The organism is Bradyrhizobium sp. (assembly GCF_027451485.1).
GTDB lineage: Bacteria > Pseudomonadota > Alphaproteobacteria > Rhizobiales > Xanthobacteraceae > Bradyrhizobium.
Map to the genome: position 1 here is coordinate 1 of NZ_DAIDJE010000038.1, position 19,442 is coordinate 19,442.

A 19,442-nucleotide genomic window follows, 5' to 3' on the forward strand; every position below is an offset into this window, starting at 1 on the left:
CTCCACAAAGGCGGCAAGGCGGTCGAAATTGTCGGACCAGAAGCGCTGGTAGCGGTTGAGCCAATCCATCGCCTGCTCCATCGGTTTCGCGGTGAGCCGGCAGGCCACGACGCGGCCGGTCTTCTCGCGCGCAACGAGACCCGCGTCCGACAGCACGTCGAGATGCTTCATGACCGCGGGCAGCGACATCGCAAACGGCTCGGCCAGTTCGCTCACGGAAAGCGCATCGCGGCCGGAAAGCCGCGCCAGCAGCGCGCGCCGCGTCGGATCCGACAACGCGGCAAAGGTGCGATCCAGATCCCGGTCATTATACTTAACCATCTGGTTTAGTATAGGCGCAAACCGTCCGGTGTCAAGCATCGCCGGATGAAATTCGAGGACCGCGCCGGAACGCCAATTGGAACAGCCGATGCGATCACCATCGAGCGATGGAAGGCCGCCACGCCGGAGAAGACTGGCGGCGCCGCCAGGGATTCGATTTACCGATCATTGACAGGACGGCGTGTGCTTGCCAGCCTTTCTCCGGACAGCAAAAGCAAGGAGCGCTTCGTGGTTCTCGCGCCGGAACTCGCGGTATCGCACTGGTTCAACACCAGCGAACCGCTGACATTGTCGGGATTGCGCGGCCGGCCGGTACTGCTGCATGCGTTCCAGATGCTTTGCCCCGGCTGCGTCGCGCACGGAACGCCGCAGACGCAGCGCGCCTTCGAGCTGTTCAGGCAATCGGACTTGCAGGTCGTCGGCCTGCACACCGTGTTCGAGCATCACGAGGCGATGACGCCGGTCGCGCTGCAGGCGTTCATTCACGAATACCGCCTGACCTTTCCGATCGGGGTCGATGAGGCCGGCGAAGGCACGCCGATCCCGAAGACCATGCAGCGCTACGGCATGCAGGGAACGCCGACCAGCATTCTGATCGGCCGCGACGGAAGCATCGTGCATCATGGATTCGGCCAGCAAGGCGACATGGCGCTCGGCGCTATTATCGCAGCGGAGCTCGCCGCTTTTCGTCACGCGGCGTCCTGACGACGGCACCGCCAACCGTCCGGCAAACGCACCCGGCCGAATGATCTACTCTACTGTGCGGCAATCCATCGCGCGATCAACGGCCAGTGATCGCGCAGCGTCCGCGCGCCCATGAACAGCCCGATGTGACCGCCCGGAACCGTCTTCTGCACGATGCGGTCCTTCGGCGTTCCGACATATTTCGCCGCATCGAGCACCTGCTCGGGCGCCGTGATGTCGTCCTGGGCGCCGGCGAGCAGGTAAACCGGGCAGACGATGGCGCGGAGATCGAGCGTTCGCCCGAGGCCGACGAAACGGCCTTTGGCAAGCCGGTTCTCCTTGAAGAGCTGCTGGATCACTTGCAGGTACCAGCGGCCCGGCAGATCGATCGGATTTTCATACCAGCTGTTGAACGTTTCTTCCTTGGCGACATAGGCGGGGTCATCGATGTGCTCGTAGAGATCGACGTGATCCCGGATGTAATGCTGGCGCGGATGCATGTTCTTCCAGCCCTGCAGCATGAATTTTCCCTGCATCAATCCGCCGCCGAGCGCGACCAATTCCTGATAGAACGACTGCGGCGAGGCATGCACCATGCGCTTGATCGGGCCGTCGCCGGCATCGGTGTCGATCGGCGCGCCGGCAAGCACCAGCGAGTGGACCTTTTCGGGGAAGCGCGCCGCCAGCATCGCCGAGAGCCAGCCGCCCTGACAGAGCCCGACGAGATTCACGCGGCCGCCGAGATCGTCGATGGCGACGACGAGCTCGGCCAGATAGTTGTCGATTTCGAGATCCTTCATGTCGGGCGTCGCCGACTTCCAGTCGGTGAGCGCGACATGCGCGATGCCGTTTGCAAGCAGCGTCTCGATCAGGCTCTGGCCCTTGTGGTAGTCGGCAATGACAGCGGTATGTCCGGCGTAGGGCGCATCGACCAGGGTCGGGATCTTGCCGGGCCTGCCGTAGTCGCGCAGCCGCATGGTACGCAGATCGAGCCTGACCTGATTTGGCGTCGCCAACTCGGGACGCAGATCCTCATGGATCCTGATCTCTTCCTCGACGAATTTCAGATTCTTCGCGTAGAGTTCGGCGCCTTCCGTCGCAAGCGACGCCGCCATGGCAACCGGCCAAAACGCCGGAATGCTCGCCAGCGAGAAACTCGAGGGTTGGACGGGCGCGCGATTTTCCATCTGTGTTCAACTTTTGCGGATTTCGGGAAAAGGCGCAACATGACTGCGCCATTGTGGTTCGTTGTGAAAAAGAACAGGCCTTGGCCGGGCCAATCCCCGCTATGAATTGCCGCTCGGAAGGACAGTCACCGGTTCAGGCGTGGCGCCAGTGAGATGGGACGGGCTGGGCCGGGGGCATCATCCAATCGAGAAGCCCGCGATAAAGCATCGCGGCCTGCAACTTCGGCATCTCGGTCACAAAAATCGCAGCTCGAATGCCGCCCAACAGCATGACCATGAGGAGAACCTTGATCGTTTCATTTGTCATCTCGACACCCTTACGGTTCAGAGGCGAGCTCGTTTGAAGATTAATCCCGCTCACCGATCAGCCGATATTGCGTTCGATCCCCTACGGGACAGCACTTAGGTAGGATCACGTAAGGCTTTCGGCGGCACATCTCGCGGATTTGAACGGAATGCCGATCCGCCTAAAATCTTCTTGAGGCACGCCAGGCAAATCCGGTCGCTTGATCCTGATCAAAATCTTCAAAGCCGGCTTGGCTAGCCTTCGATGCGGCCAGGCGGCGACGAGCGCTTTGCATACGAGCACATTCCCCAAAAATCGCGGGTCACCGCTTCAAACGTTGGTTCGGCCGAGGCTGCAATGGAGCTCTCCTCACAAGCGACAGGCACAGTCATTTCGGTGCGCGGCGCCGTCATCGACGTGGCGTTCCCGGTCGCTGAACTCCCGAAGCTCGGCGATGCGCTCGTGGTGGAGTGGGACCAGGCGGAAACGCTGGTCCTCGAGGTTCAGGCGCATCTCGACGAGGCCACCGTGCGCGGCGTCGCTTTGCAGGCGACCGCCGGCCTGAAGCGGGGCGTCATGGTGCGGTCGACCGGCGGGCCGATCAAGGTCCCGGTCGGCGATGCCGTGCTCGGTCGCCTGCTCGACGTCACCGGCCGCGCGCGGGACAACGGTCCCGCCCTGCCCGATGATCTGGCGCGCGCACCCATACACAGCCCGGCGCCGCCGCTCGGCGAGCGGAGCCCGGCCACCGCGATGTTCGAAACGGGGATCAAGGTCATCGACCTCCTGGCGCCGCTTCCGCAGGGCGGCAAAGCCGCCATGTTCGGCGGAGCCGGCGTCGGCAAGACCGTGGTCGTGATGGAGCTGATCCATGCGATGGTGCAGAGCTATCAGGGCATTTCCGTCTTCGCCGGCATCGGCGAGCGCTCGCGCGAGGGACATGAGCTGTTGTCGGAAATGCGCCGCTCCGGCGTGCTCGACCGCAGCGTGCTTGTTTATGGCCAGATGAACGAGCCGCCCGGCGCGCGCTGGCGCGTCGGATTGACGGCGCTGACGATCGCCGAATACTTCCGCGACCAGAAGCACCAGAACGTGCTGCTGCTGATGGACAACGTGTTCCGCTTCGTGCAGGCCGGCAGCGAGGTGTCAGGACTGCTCGGTCGGCTGCCGTCCCGCGTCGGCTATCAACCGACGCTGGCGAGCGAGGTCGCCGCGCTGCATGAACGCATCGCCTCGGTTTCCGGCGCTTCCGTCACGGCGATCGAAGCCGTGTACGTCCCGGCCGACGACTTTACCGATCCGGCGGTCACTGCGATCTCCAGCCACCTCGACAGCATCATCGTGCTATCGCGCACGATGGCCGCCGAAGGCATGTACCCCGCCGTCGATCCCCTGAACTCCTCGTCCATCCTGCTCGATCCGACCGTCGTCGGCGACGAACATTACAGGACAGCTGAAGCGGTGCGGGAGACGATCGCGCATTATCGGGAACTTCAGGACATCATTTCGCTGCTCGGCATCGAGGAGCTGAGCGCGCAGGACCGGCAGACCGTGGCGCGGGCGCGGCGCCTGGAGCGCTTTCTCACGCAGCCGTTTTCGGTCACCGAGGCGTTCACCGGCGCGCCCGGCCGCTCGGTGGCTCTGGCAGAGACCCTCAAGGGCTGCCAGGCGATCCTTCGCGGCGCGTGCGATCGATGGGCGGAGAGTTCGTTCTACATGATCGGAAGCCTCGACGAGGCCGAAGCGAGGGAGACGCGGGCCAGGCCTGCGGCGGCGGCGCCATGAGGCTGTTGATCACCACGCCGACTGCGATCGTCGTCGACGAGTCCGGCGTTACGAGCGTTCGTGCCGAAGACGACAGCGGCAGCTTCGGGGTTCTGCGCGGCCACGAGAATCTCCTCACCGCTCTCAGGCTTTCGATCGTCAGCTGGCATGGCCTCGACGGCCGCCCGCATTATTGCGCGGTACGTCGCGGCGTACTTTCCGTGATGGGCGGCAGCGAAATCGCCATCGCGACCCGCGAAGCAATCCCGGGTGACGACCTCGATCGGCTGGAGCAAGTCGTGGCGAACCGGTTTCGCGAACGCGGCGAACTGGAACGGGCATCGCGAACGGAGAACCTGCAGCTTCAGACCAAGGCCATTCGGCAGATCGTCCGCTACCTGCGGCCCGAAAAGCCCGGCGCGATGGGAGGCCGATCTTGAGTGCTTCGCCCGAACCGAATTCGAACGGCCTGACCAAGGCCATCCGCGTGCAGCGGGAGCGCCGCAAGCTCTGGCATCGCGAGGGCGAACCGTCGATGCTGCGCTTCGTCGGCCAGATCGGCGTGCTCGGCTGGATCATCGTCGCGCCCACGCTGCTCGGTCTTTTCATCGGAAGATGGATCGATCAGAAGGCCGGAACCGGCATTTTCTGGAGCGCGCCGCTGCTGCTTGTCGGGGTGGTGATCGGCTGCTGGTCCGCCTGGCGATGGATGCATCAGCAATGAGCGGCGCAGCCCAGCAAAATCTTGCGTTCATTGGCGCGCTCACCGCGTGGTTTGCCGCGGGCACCCTGCTCGGGGTCCTGCATTTCACTTCGCTGCGCTGGAACGTGCGATGTCTCGTCTCGGGGCGGGCGGTGTTGTCGCTCGTCGTGCAATTGGCTCGCCTTGTCCTGACCGGCGCCGCACTGGTGCTGACAGCGCGGCTGTTCGGCGCCGGCGCGCTGCTCGCCGGTTCGCTCGGTCTGCTGGCCGCACGCAGCGCTGTGCTTCTCGGGGAGGCGTCATGAACATCGGTTCTCCCCTCGCCGCCAAGATCGTGTTCACGGTCGGACCCGTCGCCGTCACCGAGCCGGTCGTCGTGACCTGGGGGCTCATGGCCGCCCTTGGTTTCGCCGGTTTTCTCGCTACGCGTTCGCTGTCGCTGAGGCCTTCGGCCAGCCAGGCCATCGCCGAGCTGATCGTCGACGTCATCGAAGACCAGATCCGGGCCACCATGCGCGTACCGCCGGCGCCCTATCTTTCGCTGATCGGCACGCTCTTTCTGTTCATCCTGGCTGCGAACTGGTGCTCGCTGATCCCCGGCGTCGAGCCGCCGACGGCGCACATCGAAACCGACGCGGCGCTCGGGCTGATCGTGTTCGCCGCCATCCTGTATTTCGGCGTGCGGGCGCTCGGGCCGCTCGGTTACCTCAAGACCTTCGCCGAGCCGAGCCTCGTCATGATCCCGCTCAACATCGTCGAGACCTTTACGCGGACGTTCTCCCTGATCGTGCGGCTATTCGGCAACGTCATGAGCGGCGTGTTCGTGGTTGGCATCGTCCTGTCGCTCGCCGGTCTGCTGGTGCCGATTCCGCTGATGGCGCTCGATCTGCTCACCGGCGCCGTCCAGGCCTACATCTTCACCGTGCTGGCGATGGTGTTCATCGGCAGCGCGCTGGCCGAATCCCGCGCTTCAACGAAGGAACAGTGATCATGAACTGGATTGAAATCGTCAGCATCCTGGCCGCGGCGCTGGCCGTCTCGTTCGGGGCGATCGGGCCGGCGCTGGCCGAAGGCCGCGCGGTCGCGGCCGCCATGGATGCCATCGCCCGGCAGCCCGAGGCGGCGGGCACCATCTCGCGCACGCTGTTCGTCGGTCTTGCCATGATCGAGACCATGGCAATCTACTGCCTCGTGGTCGCGCTGCTCGTGTTGTTCGCCAACCCGTTCATTCATTAGGGCCATGCATATCGACTGGTGGACATTGGCGCTCCAGACCGTCAACGTCCTCGTTCTCATCTGGATCCTCAGCCGGTTCTTCTTTCAGCCGGTGGCCGCGCTCGTCGCCAAGCGGCGCGCCGAGGCCGCAAGGCTGATCGCGGATGCCGACGCGGCGCGCAAGGAGGGCGAAGCTCTGCGCGCCCAGGCGGCGCGGGCGCGCGCGGACATCGACGCGGCGCGCGATCGCCTGATCGCCGAGGCCCGCGAGGCGGCGGAAGCGGAGAAGGCTTCCGTGCTCGCTGAATCCTCCCGCGCACTGGACGAGCAACGAAGGACTGCCGAGATCGCGATTGCCAACGAGCACGCCGCGATGCAGCGCAAGGTGCTCGACCGCGCAAGTGAGCTTTCCGTCGACATTGCGCGACGGCTTCTCGAGAGACTTCCCGCGGCTGCCGGATTTTCCGCCTTTCTTGACAGCCTCGCCGCCGAGCTCGCAAGGCTGCCGGCTGAAACGCGCCGGAGCCTCGCAGCATCGAACGCCGAACATCCGCTCGAAGTGTCGGCAGCGGCGACGCTGAGCGAGGCCGAGGCCAACAGGCTGCGGGAAACGATTTGCGCGGCACTGGGCGGTGCGATGCCCATGCGGCTGTCCTGCAACCCGGCTCTCATCGCCGGCTTCGAGCTCCGAAGCGGGGGTGTCGTCGTTCGCAACAACTGGCAGACGGATCTCGCGACCATTCAAAGGGAGCTGGATCCGTGACCGACGCTGCGTATCTGGACCGATGGCTTCTCGACGCCAAAGCGCGGGTCGGTGCGGCCGCGCTCGCGGCGACGACCGAGCACATCGGCCGCGTCGAAGCCGTGGCCGACGGCATTGCGACGGTGTCAGGCCTGCCGGAGACGCGGCTTGACGAACTCCTGCGTTTCGAGGGCGGCCAGACCGGTTATGCCGCCACGCTCGACCGCGACCTCCTCGGTTGCGTCCTGCTCGATGACGCCGGGGGACTCGAGGCCGGCAACCGGGTGCGCAGCACCGGCGAAGTGGTCCGCGTGCCCGTCGGGCCGGCGCTGCTGGGTCGCGCGGTTGATCCGCTCGGACGCCCGCTTGACGACGGCATTCCGATCGAAGCCGCGGGACACGAGCCGATCGAGCGCGCGGCGCCCTCGATCGTCGATCGCGATTTCGTCAGCGAACCCGTGCAGACCGGAATTCTCGTGCTCGACTCGATGTTCGCGCTCGGCCGCGGCCAGCGCGAACTCATCATCGGCGATCGCGCCATCGGCAAGACCGCAGTAGCGATCGATTGCATCATCAATCAGAAATCCAGCGATATCATCTGCGTGTATGTCGCGATCGGCCAGAAGTCTTCGACGGTCAAACGGGCGATCCAGGCCGTGCACGCGCATGGCGCTCCCGAGCGCTGCATTTTCGTCGTAGCTGCCGCTTCCGCTTCGGCGGGCCTGCAATGGATCGCGCCGTTTGCCGGCTTCACGATGGCGGAATATTTTCGCGACCGTGGCCAGCATGCGCTGGTGGTGATCGACGACTTGACCAAGCATGCCGCGACGCATCGGGAAATCGCGCTGCTGACCCGCCAGCCCCCTGGCCGTGAAGCCTATCCGGGCGACGTTTTCTACGTCCATGCGCGGCTATTGGAGCGCGCGGCCAAGTTGTCGAAAGAAGCCGGCGGCGGCTCGCTCACGGCGCTTCCGATCGCCGAACTCGATGGCGGAAATCTCAGCGCCTACATTCCCACCAACTTGATATCGATCACCGACGGGCAGATCGTCCTGGACAGCCGGCTTTTTCATGAAGGCCAGAAGCCGGCCGTCGATGTCGGCGCCAGCGTGAGCCGGGTCGGAGGAAAGACGCAGGCACGCGGCCTGCGCGATGCGGCACACACCTTGCGGCTGGACTACGCCCAATTTCTCGAATTGGAAATGTTCACCCGTTTCGGCGGAATGGCCGATGCCCAGGTCAAGGACAAGATCGCGCGCGGCAGGCGCATCCGCAGCGTGCTCGCTCAACCCCAATATGCTCCGATGAGCCTGAGCGAGGAAATCGCGCTGGTCACCGCGTTGCAGACCGGCCTGATCGACCGCGTCGCGCTCGATGATATCGCGGCGTTTCGCAGCGAGCTTCCTGCCTGGCTCGGGCGAGAGGCACGGGAGGTCGTCGCAGCTGTCGAGCGCACGGGCGAACTTGACGCGCAGCAGCAGGCTGCGATGACGGCGGCATTGACCAGGCTTGCCGCGCGGTTTGCAGACAATGATCCGGGCAAGCCAACCGGAGCTGGATGATGACGGAGCGGCTGGCCGACGTCTCGAACCAGATCCGCAATATCCGGCAGCTGGAGGCGGTCGTCACCGCGCTACGCGGCATCGCCGCATCGCGAGCCCAGCAGGCGCGTTCGCTGCTTGCCGGCATCGAGGCCTACAGCACGGTGGTCTGCGGTGCGATCAGTCAGGCTCTGTCGTTGATTCCGGCCGACGTTCGGCCGGGCAGCGAGCGCAGGCGCGAGCGGATCGGCCTGATCCTGTTCTGCGCGGAGCAGGGATTTGCCGGCGCGTTCAGCGAACGTATTCTCGACGCATCGAAAGGCGATCTTGCCGGCGCGATGACCTTTGTGATTGGAACGCGCGGCCTCGCTGTCGCCCGCGAGCGCGGATTGATCCCATCATGGTCGGCGCCGATGGCAAGTCACGTCGACGCCGTCCCTTCCCTGGCGAACGAGATTGCCGACGCGCTGTATGGGCGGGTCACGGCGCGTGGACCTTCGACGATTCAGATGATCGTGCCGAGGTCTGATCCGGCGGGCGCGATCCGGATCGAGCAGCGCTCGCTGCTGCCTCTTAACCTTTCGCAATTCGCCGCGGCTTCCGAAAGCCCGCCGCCGCTGACGACGCTCAAACCCCAGGAGCTGCTCGAGCGCCTCACCGCCGAGTATGTCTATGCACGGCTTTGTGAGGCCGCCATGCATGCCTATGAGGCCGAGAACCAGGCGCGGATGATGACGATGACGGCCGCGCGGCATAATATCAGCGGCCGGCTTGAGGCCCTCACCCATCGCGAGCAACAGCTTCGCCAGGAGGAAATCACCAACGAGATCGTCGAGCTTGCCGCCGGCGCCGAAGCATTACGGGAGCGTCGCAAATAGCCGACGAGCCGCTGCAAGCAACAGATGGAACTGCCGTGACGGAAAGTATTGACCAGCCTGTCGAACCGGGAAAGTTGCCGATCGCTCCTGCCGGGTTGACCGACGCCGAAGCAAGCCATCGTCTCGCCGATTTCGGCCGCAACGAAATCCCCGAGCGGCATCAGCGCCCGCTCTTGGCGTTGTTGAAGAGGTTCTGGGGACCGATTCCCTGGATGCTCGAGGCGACGATCGCCATCCAGCTTCTGCTCGAGCGGCGCACCGAGGCGGCGATTGTTGCTGCTCTCCTGGTGTTCAACGCCGCAATCAGTGTCATCGAGGAAGGCAGAGCCAACCGGGCTCTGGCATTGCTGCGCGGTCGTTTGACGACTCGCGCGCGGGTGCTCCGTGACGGCCAATGGCGTTCGGTGCCTGCGGCGGAGCTTGTTCCCGGCGATGCCGTTCATCTGCGGATGGGCGACCTTGCGCCGGCCGACGTCAAAATCACCGATGGCAATGTCCTCCTCGACCAATCGGCGCTAACCGGCGAATCCGTACCGGTGGAGGCCGGAGCGGGAAAGCTTGCCTATGCCGCAGCCGTGGTTCGGCGCGGCGAGGCTACGGGGGAAGTCGTGGCGACCGGCCTGCGCACCTACTTCGGCAAGACAGCAGAACTGGTCAGGACCGCCAAGTCGACCAGCCACCTGGAGACGACCGTCCTTTCCATCGTCAAGATACTGATGATACTGGACGCGCTGCTGGTCTGCATCCTGCTTCTGTATGCCACATGGGCCGGGCTGCCGTTCGCGGACGTGGCGCCCTTCGCGCTTATTCTTCTCGTCGCCTCGGTCCCCGTCGCACTGCCGGCCACCTTCACCCTGGCAACCGCGCTCGGATCCAGTGAACTGGCGCACCATGGCGTGCTGGTCACGCGCCTGTCAGCAGTGGAAGAAGCGGCGGGGATGGACGTCCTCTGCACCGACAAGACGGGCACCATTACCGAAAATCGCATGGCGCTTGCGGCAGCGTCACCACTGGCTCCCGCCTCGGAAGATCAGTTGCTGTACTGGGCCGCACTTGCCTGCGATCCGGCGACGCAGGACCCGATCGATCTGGCAATCCTCAATGCGGCTGCCGCGCGCAAGCTTCCCGCTGCACTGCCGCAGCGGCTGGAGTTCGTTCCGTTCGATCCCGCCAGACGTTTTTCGCTCGGATGTTACCAGGACCGGACAGGCCCGCTATGTGTCGTCAAAGGGGCGCCACAAGCAGTGGCGGCCCTCGTCGCCAACGCCCCCGACGTCGGCGCGCTCAGCGCCCAACTGGCGGCCGCCGGAAACCGCGTCCTTGCCGTGGCTGCGGGCAGCGACACGGATCACCTGCGGCTCGCCGGGCTCCTGGCGCTTGATGATCCGCCGCGCGCGGATTCCGGATCGCTGGTCAAAGGTCTTCAGGATCTTGGTGTTCGCGTGGTGATGGTCACGGGCGACAGCGTTGCGACCGCCTGCGCGATTGCGCAACGGGTCGGCATCGGCAGCCGCGGCGCTACCGCCGAAGCGATGGAGCGGCTCGACGCCGACCGGGCGCTTGATCACGACGTCTACGCACGCGTGTTTCCTGAACACAAGATCCAGCTCATTCGTCTGCTCCAGGAGGCCGGCCATGTGGTCGGCATGACCGGCGATGGCGTGAATGATGCGCCCGCCTTGAAGCAAGCCGACGTTGGCATCGCGGTTGCCAGCGCAACCGACGTCGCCCGGGCTTCTGCGGGAATCGTACTTACCGCTCCGGGCCTGGTGGATGCCCTCTCAGCCGTGCAGATCAGCCGCCGCATCTACCAGCGCATGCTGACCTATACGATCAACAAGATCATGAAGACGCTGGAGATCGCCGTCTTTCTCAGCATCGGCGTCATCCTGACCGGAACGTTCGTCATTACGCCGCTGCTTATCATTCTTTTGCTGTTCACCAACGACTTCGTCACGATGTCGATTACGACGGATAACGTCTCCTACTCGCAAAAGCCCGACCGCTGGAACGTCAGGACGCTGATGTTCGTCGGCGCGGCTCTGGCGGCTCTCGTGCTGGTCCTGTCGTTCGCCGTATTCTTCACGGGGCGGGACATGCTTCACCTGCCGCTCGCGCAACTGCAAACACTTGTGTTTGTCATGCTGGTTGCGACCGGCCAGGGGAACGTGTACCTCGTGCGCGAGCGCGGCCATTTCTGGCGCTCGCGGCCAAGCGCGCTGCTCGTCGCAAGCTCAATTGCCGACCTTTTCGTCGTCGGATTGATGGCTTCAAAAGGCGTGCTGATGGCGCCGGTCAGTCCGGCATTGCTTGGCGCGCTCCTGCTGGCGGTCGTCGCTTACCTGCTTGTTCTCGACCAGGTGAAAGTATTTATCTTTCGGCGCTTCAACGTCCATTGATGGGCGGCGCCGCGTAACGGGCTTTGATCAATCAAGCCGGACTGGCTCTCGCGTGCCGATTCAGGATCTTTTTATCATATGGGTCCAGACCCTAATGTGACATCAGGATCGGGAGGCGCATGCGTGAGAGCATATCCCGCGTGACACCACCGACGATGTCCTGCCAGAACCTCGGGGGGCCAAAGGCGCCCACCACCAGGAGATCCGCTCCCAGAGCACACGCCTTGGCCTGAAGCGTATCGGCAAACGAGTCAGCTCCAACATTCTGCAACTGAATGACGTCGACGGAAAGATCGTGTCGCTTCAGGTGTGCGACCATCTGCTCGATGGGAAGAGCTCCATGCTCAGCGATAAATTCTTCAAGATTGATCGTCAGAATTGTTGCCTTCTCTGCGCGTTCGAAAAGCGGCAACGCGTCATTGAGCGCGCGGGTCGCGGCAGGACTGGAATTCCACGCCACGACAATTCGCCGCCCCAGCGTTTCGAGCGGTATGCCGGCCGGAATGAACAGCACGGGGCGGCCGGTCACGAAGAGAAGCTTCTCCGTGAACGTGTCGGCGACCGAGCTCTCGTCCCCCGGATGGTCGCGGCCGACGATGCAGAGGTCCACGCAACGCGCATGCTGGGACACGACGTTCGACGCCGAACCGTCAACGGCGCGCCATTCCGCCTGAAAGCCGCCTTCCCGTTGCAGCACCTCAAGCAGCGATTTCAGCCGTTCTTCCGCACCACTGATTGACGCCTCGATATCCTGATCCAAACGCGCGACCTGGCGTGACGAGACCAGGCCGAGTTCTGCGATTCCACGTCTGCGCAATTGAGCCGGCGTACATTCCCTGACGTAAAGAGCGATCAATTTGCACCCATGGCGTCTTGCGAGATCGCTCGCAAGACGCAGGCGCGCGGCGGCACCATCGGTCTGATCAACGTAAACAAGCAGGTCCGCCAGCTTCATTGTGTGCTCTCATTTCGACGACGTCATGCACCTCGAATCATGTCGTGTAACGAAATTGAACGACCTTGACCACTGATCTTGCCCTGACTGGCAACTGGCAGCCGACGCAATCCTGATAGAGCGTTCCACGTTGATTCAGATCAAAGTGATATCGCGAGTCTCTAAACAATATTTTCCACCTTCCTGCTCAGAAGACTTAAATTTAATTTAAGTGACGCGCCCCGCGGCTCAACAACTACCGATACATATCCGTCCTGCATCGACCGCGTGCGCAGGCGCGCATCGAATTGTCGGCGACCGCAACCCGATCATCATGCCTTTAAGCCTTATTGCCCGGCAGCGGCAGTCGCGGCGTCGGCGAGCCTGAATTTATCAGCCACGGGACTCATCTGGAGGTGACGCTGATGGAGGGCGACGACCGTCGATCGATGGCCAATCGACATGAGCGTCGCTTTGGGCAGGCGGCGCGCCAGCACGGCGTAGAGCTCCGCCTCTAGCTTCTCGTCAACGGCCGACGTCGATTCGTCGAGGAAAAGCCAGTCAGGCCGCATCAGGAGGGCTCGCGCAATTGCGACGCGTTGTTGCTCACCGCTCGAAAGGCGCTGAGACCATTGATCCTCGCGGTCGAGTTGATCGGCGAGACCGCCGAGATGCGCATCCGTAAGCGCGCTGCGAATGACCTCGTCGCTGTAGATGTCCGGCTTGGCCGGATAAGTGACCGCTGCGCGCAAGGTCCCGGTTGGAATATAGGGACGCGGCGGCACGACCATAATGCGCGCATGCTGCGGAATGCGTATGCTGCCGTCACCATAAGGCCAGACTCCGGCAATTGCCCGAAACAGTGTCGATTTTCCGGAGCCGGAGGGTCCGGAGACGGCCACGCTTTGGCCCGGCGCCAGCTCCAGATGTCTCATTTCGACGATATGCCTGCCGCCCGGCAGGCAGAGGTCAATATCGTCGAGTACAATGCTGGTTTCGCCGCCGGCTTCGGCCACGCGGTGCGGTCCGGCCTCACTGAGAGCTTGCGCCTGCTGGATCGCCACGTCGAACGAATTCAAACGATCGACGACCGATTTGAACGCGGCCAGATAGGTGTAATAGGTGACGAAGAACGTCAGCGCCGCAGCGACCTGACCGAACGCCTGCGCGGTTTGCGTCATCACGCCAAGCTCGATCTTGCCGGAGAAATAAAACGGCGCGGTGAAGACGTAAGGTATGATCGGAGACAGCTGGCCAAACGTTTGCGTGAATGCCGTTACTCTCATGAGCCGGAAGACGACTGCGAGATAGTTGGTGATCAATGCTGCAAAGCGTCCTCCGACGACGGCCTGCTCCGCTCCCTCGCCGCCCAGAAGCGCAATCTGCTCGGTATATTCACGCAAGCGGGCCAGGGAGAAGCGGAAATCGGCTTCCATATGCTGGCGCTTGAAATAGAGAGCGACGAGAGGACGTCCGATCAGATGCGTGATCACCGTTCCGAGCCCAGCATAGATCAGTGCGACCCAGAACAGAAAGCCGGGCAGAGCGATCGTCGTGCCGGGCCATGTAAACGAGGTCGAAAGATTCCACAGCACGACCGAGAACGAAATGAGCGACGTGATGGTGGAAATCAGCAGAATGGAAAAATCGTAGAGGCCGTATGCTGTAATCGAGCCGTCCGAACCGCCATTGATAAAGCGAAAGATATCCTCGGCAATGCGCTGGTCAGGATTGTCGGTCTGGCCGGCGACAAGGCTGATCCGATAGTGATTGTGGCGACTGAGCCAGCGCGAGACAAAATGGTCGGTCAGCCAGCGCCGCCAGCGGATGATGAGCATCGAGCGCATGAAGAATTCGACCAGCGTCATCCCCACATAGCCGAATGCCCAAGGCGTGAAGACGAACAGCAATTGCTGCCAGAAAACGGACGTCGCGCGATTTTGAATCGCATCGAACAGATCGCGGTTGAAAAAGTTCAGCCGCACCAGAACCGCGACTTCGGCCTGATTCAGGAGAACCAGGACGACGACGAGGGCAATGGCAACATGCCGCTCCCGTGCTCTGAATCGGCGAAAAGGCCAAACGCGAGCATGTCCAAGTTCGTCGGCATCGAAATAGCGGTCGGCAATCTGCGTGATCTGCCGGACGGCATCGAACCGTGCGACGACATAAACGAGGATTGCGAAGGCTGCCACCGTCAGCGGCAGGGTCAGGGGCGGCCGATAGCGCAAGAGTTCTACAGGCCAAAGGCCGGCGTGGTCTGCGGTAGCGGCCGCACCGAACAGGATCGTTTCGGTGCAGAAGATGCCAACGAAGATCCTCAGGAAGCTCGATATAGCGATCGAGCGCAATGTCGCAGCGGCGCAAAGCAGCATGGCGACGCCCAGCAGCGCTCCTGAAGCATCGCGTTCGATGACCGGTTGCACGAGAGCGAGGATGCCGAACAGCGCGACGCCGATGCTTAATGGTTTCATGTGAGTTGTCCGATGATGCGCAAGGGGCGCGAGTTGACGAAACCGTGCCTGCCTGCGCAGCGTTCCGCGGCCGTGGTCGCAGCGCGCAGATATGACTTCACACGTTCGGCAAGCGAGGATACGCCAGGCCTCAGACCATTGCCATGACTCGATGGGAGGGACGATCTCGCCTCATACCCCAACGCAGTGAGCCTCACCGGCCGAACCGGCCCGCGAACCGATGAGCGGATCGATAAACGACGGCAACGGTTTTGCCGGCGATCGGGCCATGAGATGTTGCGTCTTTGAGGCATATCAAGCGCATTAGCCCGTTCGGATGGCAATATGAGTTTTCTGAAACCGATTCGCGCATCGAAAGTCAGAAGGGAAGGCTCGCATGTATAAGCGCATCCTGGTCGCTGTTGACGGAAGCGACACGTCCAACATGGCCTTGAATGAGGCGATCAAGCTGGCAAAGGACCAGCAGGCCGCCATTCGAATTGTTCATGTCGCTGATCTGATTCCCACCTTCACGGACCTGGAAACGCCCGGCCAGTTTGCTCAATATCAGGAAGCGTTACGTCAGATCGGGGAAAAGACCCTGTCGGACGCCAAGGCGGTGGCGGCGAAATCGGCCCTGCAGGCCGAAACGGTGATGCACGTCATCGAGGCGCCCGGCGAACACGTTTATGACGCGATCGCGGAAGAAGCCGTCAGTTGGCCGGCCGATCTCATCGTCATCGGCACCCATGGGCGGCGCGGCATCCGCCGTTTCCTCCTCGGCAGCGTTGCCGAAGGCCTGGTGCGGGTCGCAACCAAGCCAGTGCTCCTGGTCCGAGGCGCCTGAGCGATCGCTTGAGTTCGATTCTCTAGCCGGCGGCTTTCTCGCCGGCCGGCATGCCAAGCTCCTGTAACGAGCGCAGGAAGGTAATAGCGTCGTCGCGGCTCAACATTCCGACGACTTGTCCCGCCTGCACCACCGGCATTTGGTTGACCCCGGCCTTATCCATGTTCTGCAACGCTGACCAGAGTTCGGTTTCGGGCGCGGTACATTTCAACTCATTGAAGGGAAGCATCACGTCGGAGACGTTCGTGACCGCCCATTTCTCCCGCGGCACATCCTTGACCCGGTGCAAGGTGATCATTCCGAGCGTGCTGTCTCCGCGGTTCACCAGAAAATAGCGCTGCCCGGTGCCGAGAATCCTTTCGTCCACCAATTCCTGCAGTCGCAGATTTTCCGGAACGATGGCGTAATGGGTGTTCATGGCCTGCGCAACACGATGGCCGCTCAGCATGCCCTGAAGCAAAAGCTGCTGGAGCTGAACGGAAGCCGCATTGTCGAGGAACCAGCCGATGAACGCGATCCAGATGCCGCCGCCGAAGTTGCCATTCAGCATCTGCACGATGCCGACAAAGATAAGCAGAAGCGCGAAGAAGCGTCCGACATTCGCCGCAATGGATGTCGCACGCCTCATGCTTCCGGTGACTGCCCAGATGATTGCCCGGAACACCCTGCCGCCGTCGAGCGGGTAGCCGGGAATGAGATTGAACAGCACCAGCGCCATATTGATGTAGGCGAGATATTTGGCCAAACCGAGAAGCGGCGCCACGGCGGAAACCGCCGGCTGCACCGCATAGAACAGCACAGCCAGCGCGAGACTGACGAGTGGGCCTCCGATGGCGACGAAGAATTCCACCTTGGGGCTGGGCGGCTCCTTCTCGATCTGGGCGACACCGCCGAACAGGAATAGCGTGATGCTGCGCACAGGAATCTTGTAATGCAGCGCGATCACGGAATGCCCGAGTTCGTGAAGCAGCACGCTGACAAACAGCATGATTGCGGTCGCGGCGCCTGTCAGCCAATAGAGCGATGCAGACCAGTTCTTGAATTCGGCAGGGAAGTAGCTGGTCGCCAGCATCCAGGTGAGTAGCGCGAAGATCACGAACCAGGAGTAGTCGAGACCGATCTGAATACCGAAAATCCTGCCCAAAGGAATATTGTGTCGGGTCATTGATGCCTCATTCACGAGAGCTTCCGCGCGCCGAAAGATGTACGCCGGAAGCCTCGCCTTCGTCGTCTAAAATAACTTTTCCGTTGCAATGCATCGGTCTTCTTTGATCGAAATCAAATGCAACCGGCAGGTCATGCATCCTCCACGATTCAGCTGGTCTTGCCGGGATCGCGCGCCGCTCGCAGCTTTGGCCTTTCGCAATTGGCCGTCCCCTGAAATCCCGTAGAATTCGTCAAGGATAGGCACCGGACAATCGAGGTCTCACCGGCGCAACTTGAACCGAATCGGAACTTGCGTGTTAGGACGATATGGAAAAGCGTTTCGAGAAAGGCGATCGCGTCAGCTGGAATTCCGAGGCCGGGCGTGTCAGCGGCAGGATTGTCAAAGTCCATACCAAGGACACCGACTACAAGGGTCACACGCGTCATGCCACCAAGGATGTGCCGCGATATGAAATCAAGAGCGACAAGACCGATCATGTCGCCATGCATAAGGGCTCGGCCCTGAAGAAACTCGGCGCGAAGTGAGCAACTACAGCAGCATCGGATTTTCGGGCGGATAGGTCACTTGCTCGCCTTCCACCCGGGCGAAGCGTGTGAGCGTGTGCATCCGATAACTGGTCTCCGACAGGATCTCGACCACCGGCACGCCGCGTGCGCAAAGCGCGTCGGCGACCAGCGAGCGGTGGCAGCGCCATGGTACCGCCTCGGCGCACATGATCGCGACGCGCTTTTCACCGCTCATGCGGATGAGCATCTGCAGTCCCTGCTGAAAATCCAGGGTTTGCATGTAGTCGGCGTAGCCGCGAAAGCTTTCGTTTCGCCAGCCGGTATTGGGTGAATCCTTGCGCGGACGCCGCAGCCCACCGAGCGAGGCCATGAGCGCATATTCGATATTGCTTGCATCCAGCGCCTCGCGGAGCGCGTCGCCGTTGAATTGTGGATTATGCCGCGAGCGCGGAATGGTGCGGATGTCCGCGAGCCGCTCGATGCCGTAGGCTTTCAGCAATGCAATAAACTGTTCGATCGGCAGGGTTGAATGCCCGACCGTGAAAACGGCGCCTTCCGGCCAGCGCATCTCTCCCGGCGGTGTCTGCACAATCCGCGCCTCATCCCTGGCTCAGTTGTGAGACGTCGGCGACGGTCACCTTCACGTTGCGGACTTCTCCGTCGCGTTCGACGGTGAGGCTCACCTGTTTTCCGATTCCCGCGTCCTGAAGTGCCGAGGCCAGTTCCTCCCTGCTGTGGACCGGCGTGCCATCGACCTCGGTGATGACGTCCCTGATGACACCGTCGACGGTGGCGCCTTCGATTCCCGCCTTCGCGGCCGGCGAACCGGGTGTCGTCCGCACGATGATGACCCCGTCGATGCCGAGACGTGTCGCCTCGCTCTGACTGGCCGCCACAATTCCAATGCCCGGCAACGGCACGCGTCCGGTGCGGATCAACTGGCTCGCAACACGGTTGACGATGTCGACCGGGATGGCGAAGCCGATCCCCGCCGAAGCGCCTGAGCGGGAGAGAATGGCCGTGTTCAGGCCAATCAGCCGCCCGGCGCTGTCGAGCAGCGGCCCACCCGAATTGCCTGGATTGATGGGCGCATCGGTTTGGATCATGGCCTTCACCTCGTGCGCCGTGCCGGACGGCAGGCTGCGTCCGAGCGCGCTCACGATCCCGGAGGTCAAGGTCTGGTCGAGCCCGTAGGGGTTGCCGATCGCAAACGTACTCTGTCCTACCTGCAGGTTCGCGGATTCGCCGACCGCGATAGGTTGAAGGGCGGATTTCGGCCGCAGCAGTTGCAGAACGGCGAGATCGTAATTCGGAGCCGTGCCGACCACGCGCGCTTCGACAAATTCGCCTGAGGTCAGGCGAACGCCGATCTGGGCGGTGCCGTTGATGACGTGATTGTTGGTGATCACATGTCCGGCGGCGTCCCATATGATGCCGGAGCCGGATTGGACGACGCTTTGCTCCTCGTCGGAAAACAGCGAGACAGTCGGTGCGGCCCGCGCGAAGACGTGTACCACGGATGGCGATACTTTCTTGAAAAGCGCAATGGTGGCTTTTTCGCCCGCGGCAAGGTCGCCCCTCGGCGCGACAGTGCGAGGCGACGAGGCAGAAAACCACAGGGCAGTGAGGTAAGGCTCCATCACCCAGAGGGTGGCGAGCAACAGCAGCCAGATGATCGAAAAGCGCAGCAATCGGATCGGCACGTCGGCCCTCCTCGCCGCTCTCAATGCCAGGTTCGAACCAACGTTCCCAAAAGGCCGTGACGCGCGCAAGGGCTATTGCGCCTCCCAGGTCAGGCACGCCGAACTCGCCGG

21 protein-coding genes are annotated in these 19,442 nt (G+C 62.6%); 13 read left to right on the forward strand and 8 right to left on the reverse strand.

From position 1 onward, the window contains the following. Positions 1–321: helix-turn-helix transcriptional regulator (locus NEZ08_RS04850; protein WP_298104300.1), on the reverse strand; the 321-nt coding region annotated here is incomplete at its 3' end. 228 nt (positions 322–549) lie between these two features. Between NEZ08_RS04850 and NEZ08_RS04855 the strand changes: the two genes are divergently transcribed. Continuing rightward, positions 550–1,026, forward strand: coding sequence for a peroxiredoxin (locus NEZ08_RS04855; RefSeq protein WP_298104383.1), 477 nt, complete (start codon positions 550–552; stop codon positions 1,024–1,026). 50 nt (positions 1,027–1,076) lie between these two features. Here the strand turns inward: NEZ08_RS04855 and NEZ08_RS04860 are convergent, their stop codons facing one another. Together NEZ08_RS04860 and NEZ08_RS04865 are read right to left on the reverse strand one after the other, a co-directional pair. Further along, positions 1,077–2,192 carry an alpha/beta fold hydrolase gene (locus NEZ08_RS04860; RefSeq protein WP_298104302.1) on the reverse strand — a complete coding sequence of 372 codons (1,116 nt, stop codon included), beginning with the start codon at positions 2,190–2,192 and terminating at the stop codon, positions 1,077–1,079. A 133-nt stretch (positions 2,193–2,325) separates the two neighbouring features. Next, complete coding sequence (locus NEZ08_RS04865) at positions 2,326–2,499, reverse strand: hypothetical protein (protein ID WP_298104304.1); 174 nt, start codon at positions 2,497–2,499, stop codon at positions 2,326–2,328. A gap of 336 nt (positions 2,500–2,835) precedes the next feature. On the opposite strand from NEZ08_RS04865, the gene atpD reads away from it, so the two are divergent. From atpD to NEZ08_RS04915, 10 genes are read left to right on the forward strand one after another with little or no spacing between them, the layout of a single operon-like run. After that, the gene (gene atpD, locus NEZ08_RS04870) at positions 2,836–4,263 is read left to right on the forward strand and encodes a F0F1 ATP synthase subunit beta (protein ID WP_298104306.1); all 1,428 of its coding nucleotides are present in this window, start codon (positions 2,836–2,838) and stop codon (positions 4,261–4,263) included. Next, positions 4,260–4,682, forward strand: coding sequence for a F0F1 ATP synthase subunit epsilon (locus tag NEZ08_RS04875; RefSeq protein ID WP_298104308.1), 423 nt, complete (start codon positions 4,260–4,262; stop codon positions 4,680–4,682). The genes atpD and NEZ08_RS04875 overlap by 4 nt, the downstream gene beginning before the upstream one ends. Next, complete coding sequence (locus NEZ08_RS04880; RefSeq protein WP_298104310.1) at positions 4,679–4,966, forward strand: AtpZ/AtpI family protein; 288 nt, start codon at positions 4,679–4,681, stop codon at positions 4,964–4,966. Before NEZ08_RS04875 ends, NEZ08_RS04880 begins: the two co-directional genes overlap by 4 nt. Further along, positions 4,963–5,250 (forward strand): ATP synthase subunit I, encoded by a 288-nt coding sequence (locus NEZ08_RS04885; RefSeq protein WP_298104312.1) that lies wholly within the window; start codon positions 4,963–4,965, stop codon positions 5,248–5,250. Before NEZ08_RS04880 ends, NEZ08_RS04885 begins: the two co-directional genes overlap by 4 nt. Positions 5,251–5,252: 2 nt before the next feature. Further along, positions 5,253–5,933 (forward strand): F0F1 ATP synthase subunit A, encoded by a 681-nt coding sequence (locus tag NEZ08_RS04890; RefSeq protein ID WP_298104384.1) that lies wholly within the window; start codon positions 5,253–5,255, stop codon positions 5,931–5,933. A gap of 2 nt (positions 5,934–5,935) precedes the next feature. After that, on the forward strand, positions 5,936–6,181 hold the full coding sequence (locus NEZ08_RS04895) for a F0F1 ATP synthase subunit C (protein ID WP_298104314.1): 246 nt from the start codon (positions 5,936–5,938) through the stop codon (positions 6,179–6,181). Between the two features lie 4 nt (positions 6,182–6,185). Continuing rightward, entirely contained in the window at positions 6,186–6,923 is a 738-nt protein-coding gene (locus NEZ08_RS04900) for a F0F1 ATP synthase subunit delta (RefSeq protein WP_298104317.1), read from the forward strand. Then, on the forward strand, positions 6,920–8,464 hold the full coding sequence (locus NEZ08_RS04905) for a F0F1 ATP synthase subunit alpha (RefSeq protein ID WP_298104320.1): 1,545 nt from the start codon (positions 6,920–6,922) through the stop codon (positions 8,462–8,464). The genes NEZ08_RS04900 and NEZ08_RS04905 overlap by 4 nt, the downstream gene beginning before the upstream one ends. Then, positions 8,464–9,321 carry a F0F1 ATP synthase subunit gamma gene (locus NEZ08_RS04910; protein WP_298104322.1) on the forward strand — a complete coding sequence of 286 codons (858 nt, stop codon included), beginning with the start codon at positions 8,464–8,466 and terminating at the stop codon, positions 9,319–9,321. Before NEZ08_RS04905 ends, NEZ08_RS04910 begins: the two co-directional genes overlap by 1 nt. Positions 9,322–9,356: 35 nt before the next feature. Beyond that, the gene (locus tag NEZ08_RS04915) at positions 9,357–11,720 is read left to right on the forward strand and encodes a plasma-membrane proton-efflux P-type ATPase (RefSeq protein WP_298104325.1); all 2,364 of its coding nucleotides are present in this window, start codon (positions 9,357–9,359) and stop codon (positions 11,718–11,720) included. Positions 11,721–11,811: 91 nt separating this feature from the next. Here the strand turns inward: NEZ08_RS04915 and NEZ08_RS04920 are convergent, their stop codons facing one another. Beyond that, complete coding sequence (locus NEZ08_RS04920) at positions 11,812–12,675, reverse strand: universal stress protein (RefSeq protein WP_298104328.1); 864 nt, start codon at positions 12,673–12,675, stop codon at positions 11,812–11,814. Between the two features lie 326 nt (positions 12,676–13,001). After that, positions 13,002–15,128 carry an ABC transporter ATP-binding protein/permease gene (locus NEZ08_RS04925; RefSeq protein WP_298104331.1) on the reverse strand — a complete coding sequence of 709 codons (2,127 nt, stop codon included), beginning with the start codon at positions 15,126–15,128 and terminating at the stop codon, positions 13,002–13,004. 376 nt (positions 15,129–15,504) lie between these two features. On the opposite strand from NEZ08_RS04925, the gene NEZ08_RS04930 reads away from it, so the two are divergent. Next, a complete protein-coding gene (locus tag NEZ08_RS04930) occupies positions 15,505–15,954 on the forward strand; it encodes a universal stress protein (RefSeq protein ID WP_298104333.1) in 450 nt (149 codons plus the stop codon). Positions 15,955–15,976: 22 nt separating this feature from the next. On the opposite strand, the gene NEZ08_RS04935 is transcribed toward NEZ08_RS04930, so the two are convergent. After that, positions 15,977–17,119, reverse strand: a complete 1,143-nt coding sequence (locus NEZ08_RS04935) for a site-2 protease family protein (RefSeq protein WP_298104336.1) — start codon at positions 17,117–17,119, stop codon at positions 15,977–15,979. Positions 17,120–17,427: 308 nt separating this feature from the next. On the opposite strand from NEZ08_RS04935, the gene NEZ08_RS04940 reads away from it, so the two are divergent. Next, positions 17,428–17,646, forward strand: a complete 219-nt coding sequence (locus tag NEZ08_RS04940; RefSeq protein WP_298104339.1) for a DUF2945 domain-containing protein — start codon at positions 17,428–17,430, stop codon at positions 17,644–17,646. Between the two features lie 4 nt (positions 17,647–17,650). Here NEZ08_RS04940 and NEZ08_RS04945 read toward each other — a convergent pair whose 3' ends face one another. After that, positions 17,651–18,217, reverse strand: coding sequence for a DUF488 family protein (locus tag NEZ08_RS04945; protein ID WP_298104342.1), 567 nt, complete (start codon positions 18,215–18,217; stop codon positions 17,651–17,653). A gap of 10 nt (positions 18,218–18,227) precedes the next feature. After that, positions 18,228–19,331: a trypsin-like peptidase domain-containing protein gene (locus tag NEZ08_RS04950; protein WP_298104344.1), complete on the reverse strand. Its 1,104-nt coding sequence runs from the start codon at positions 19,329–19,331 to the stop codon at positions 18,228–18,230. Positions 19,332–19,442 lie beyond the last annotated feature (111 nt).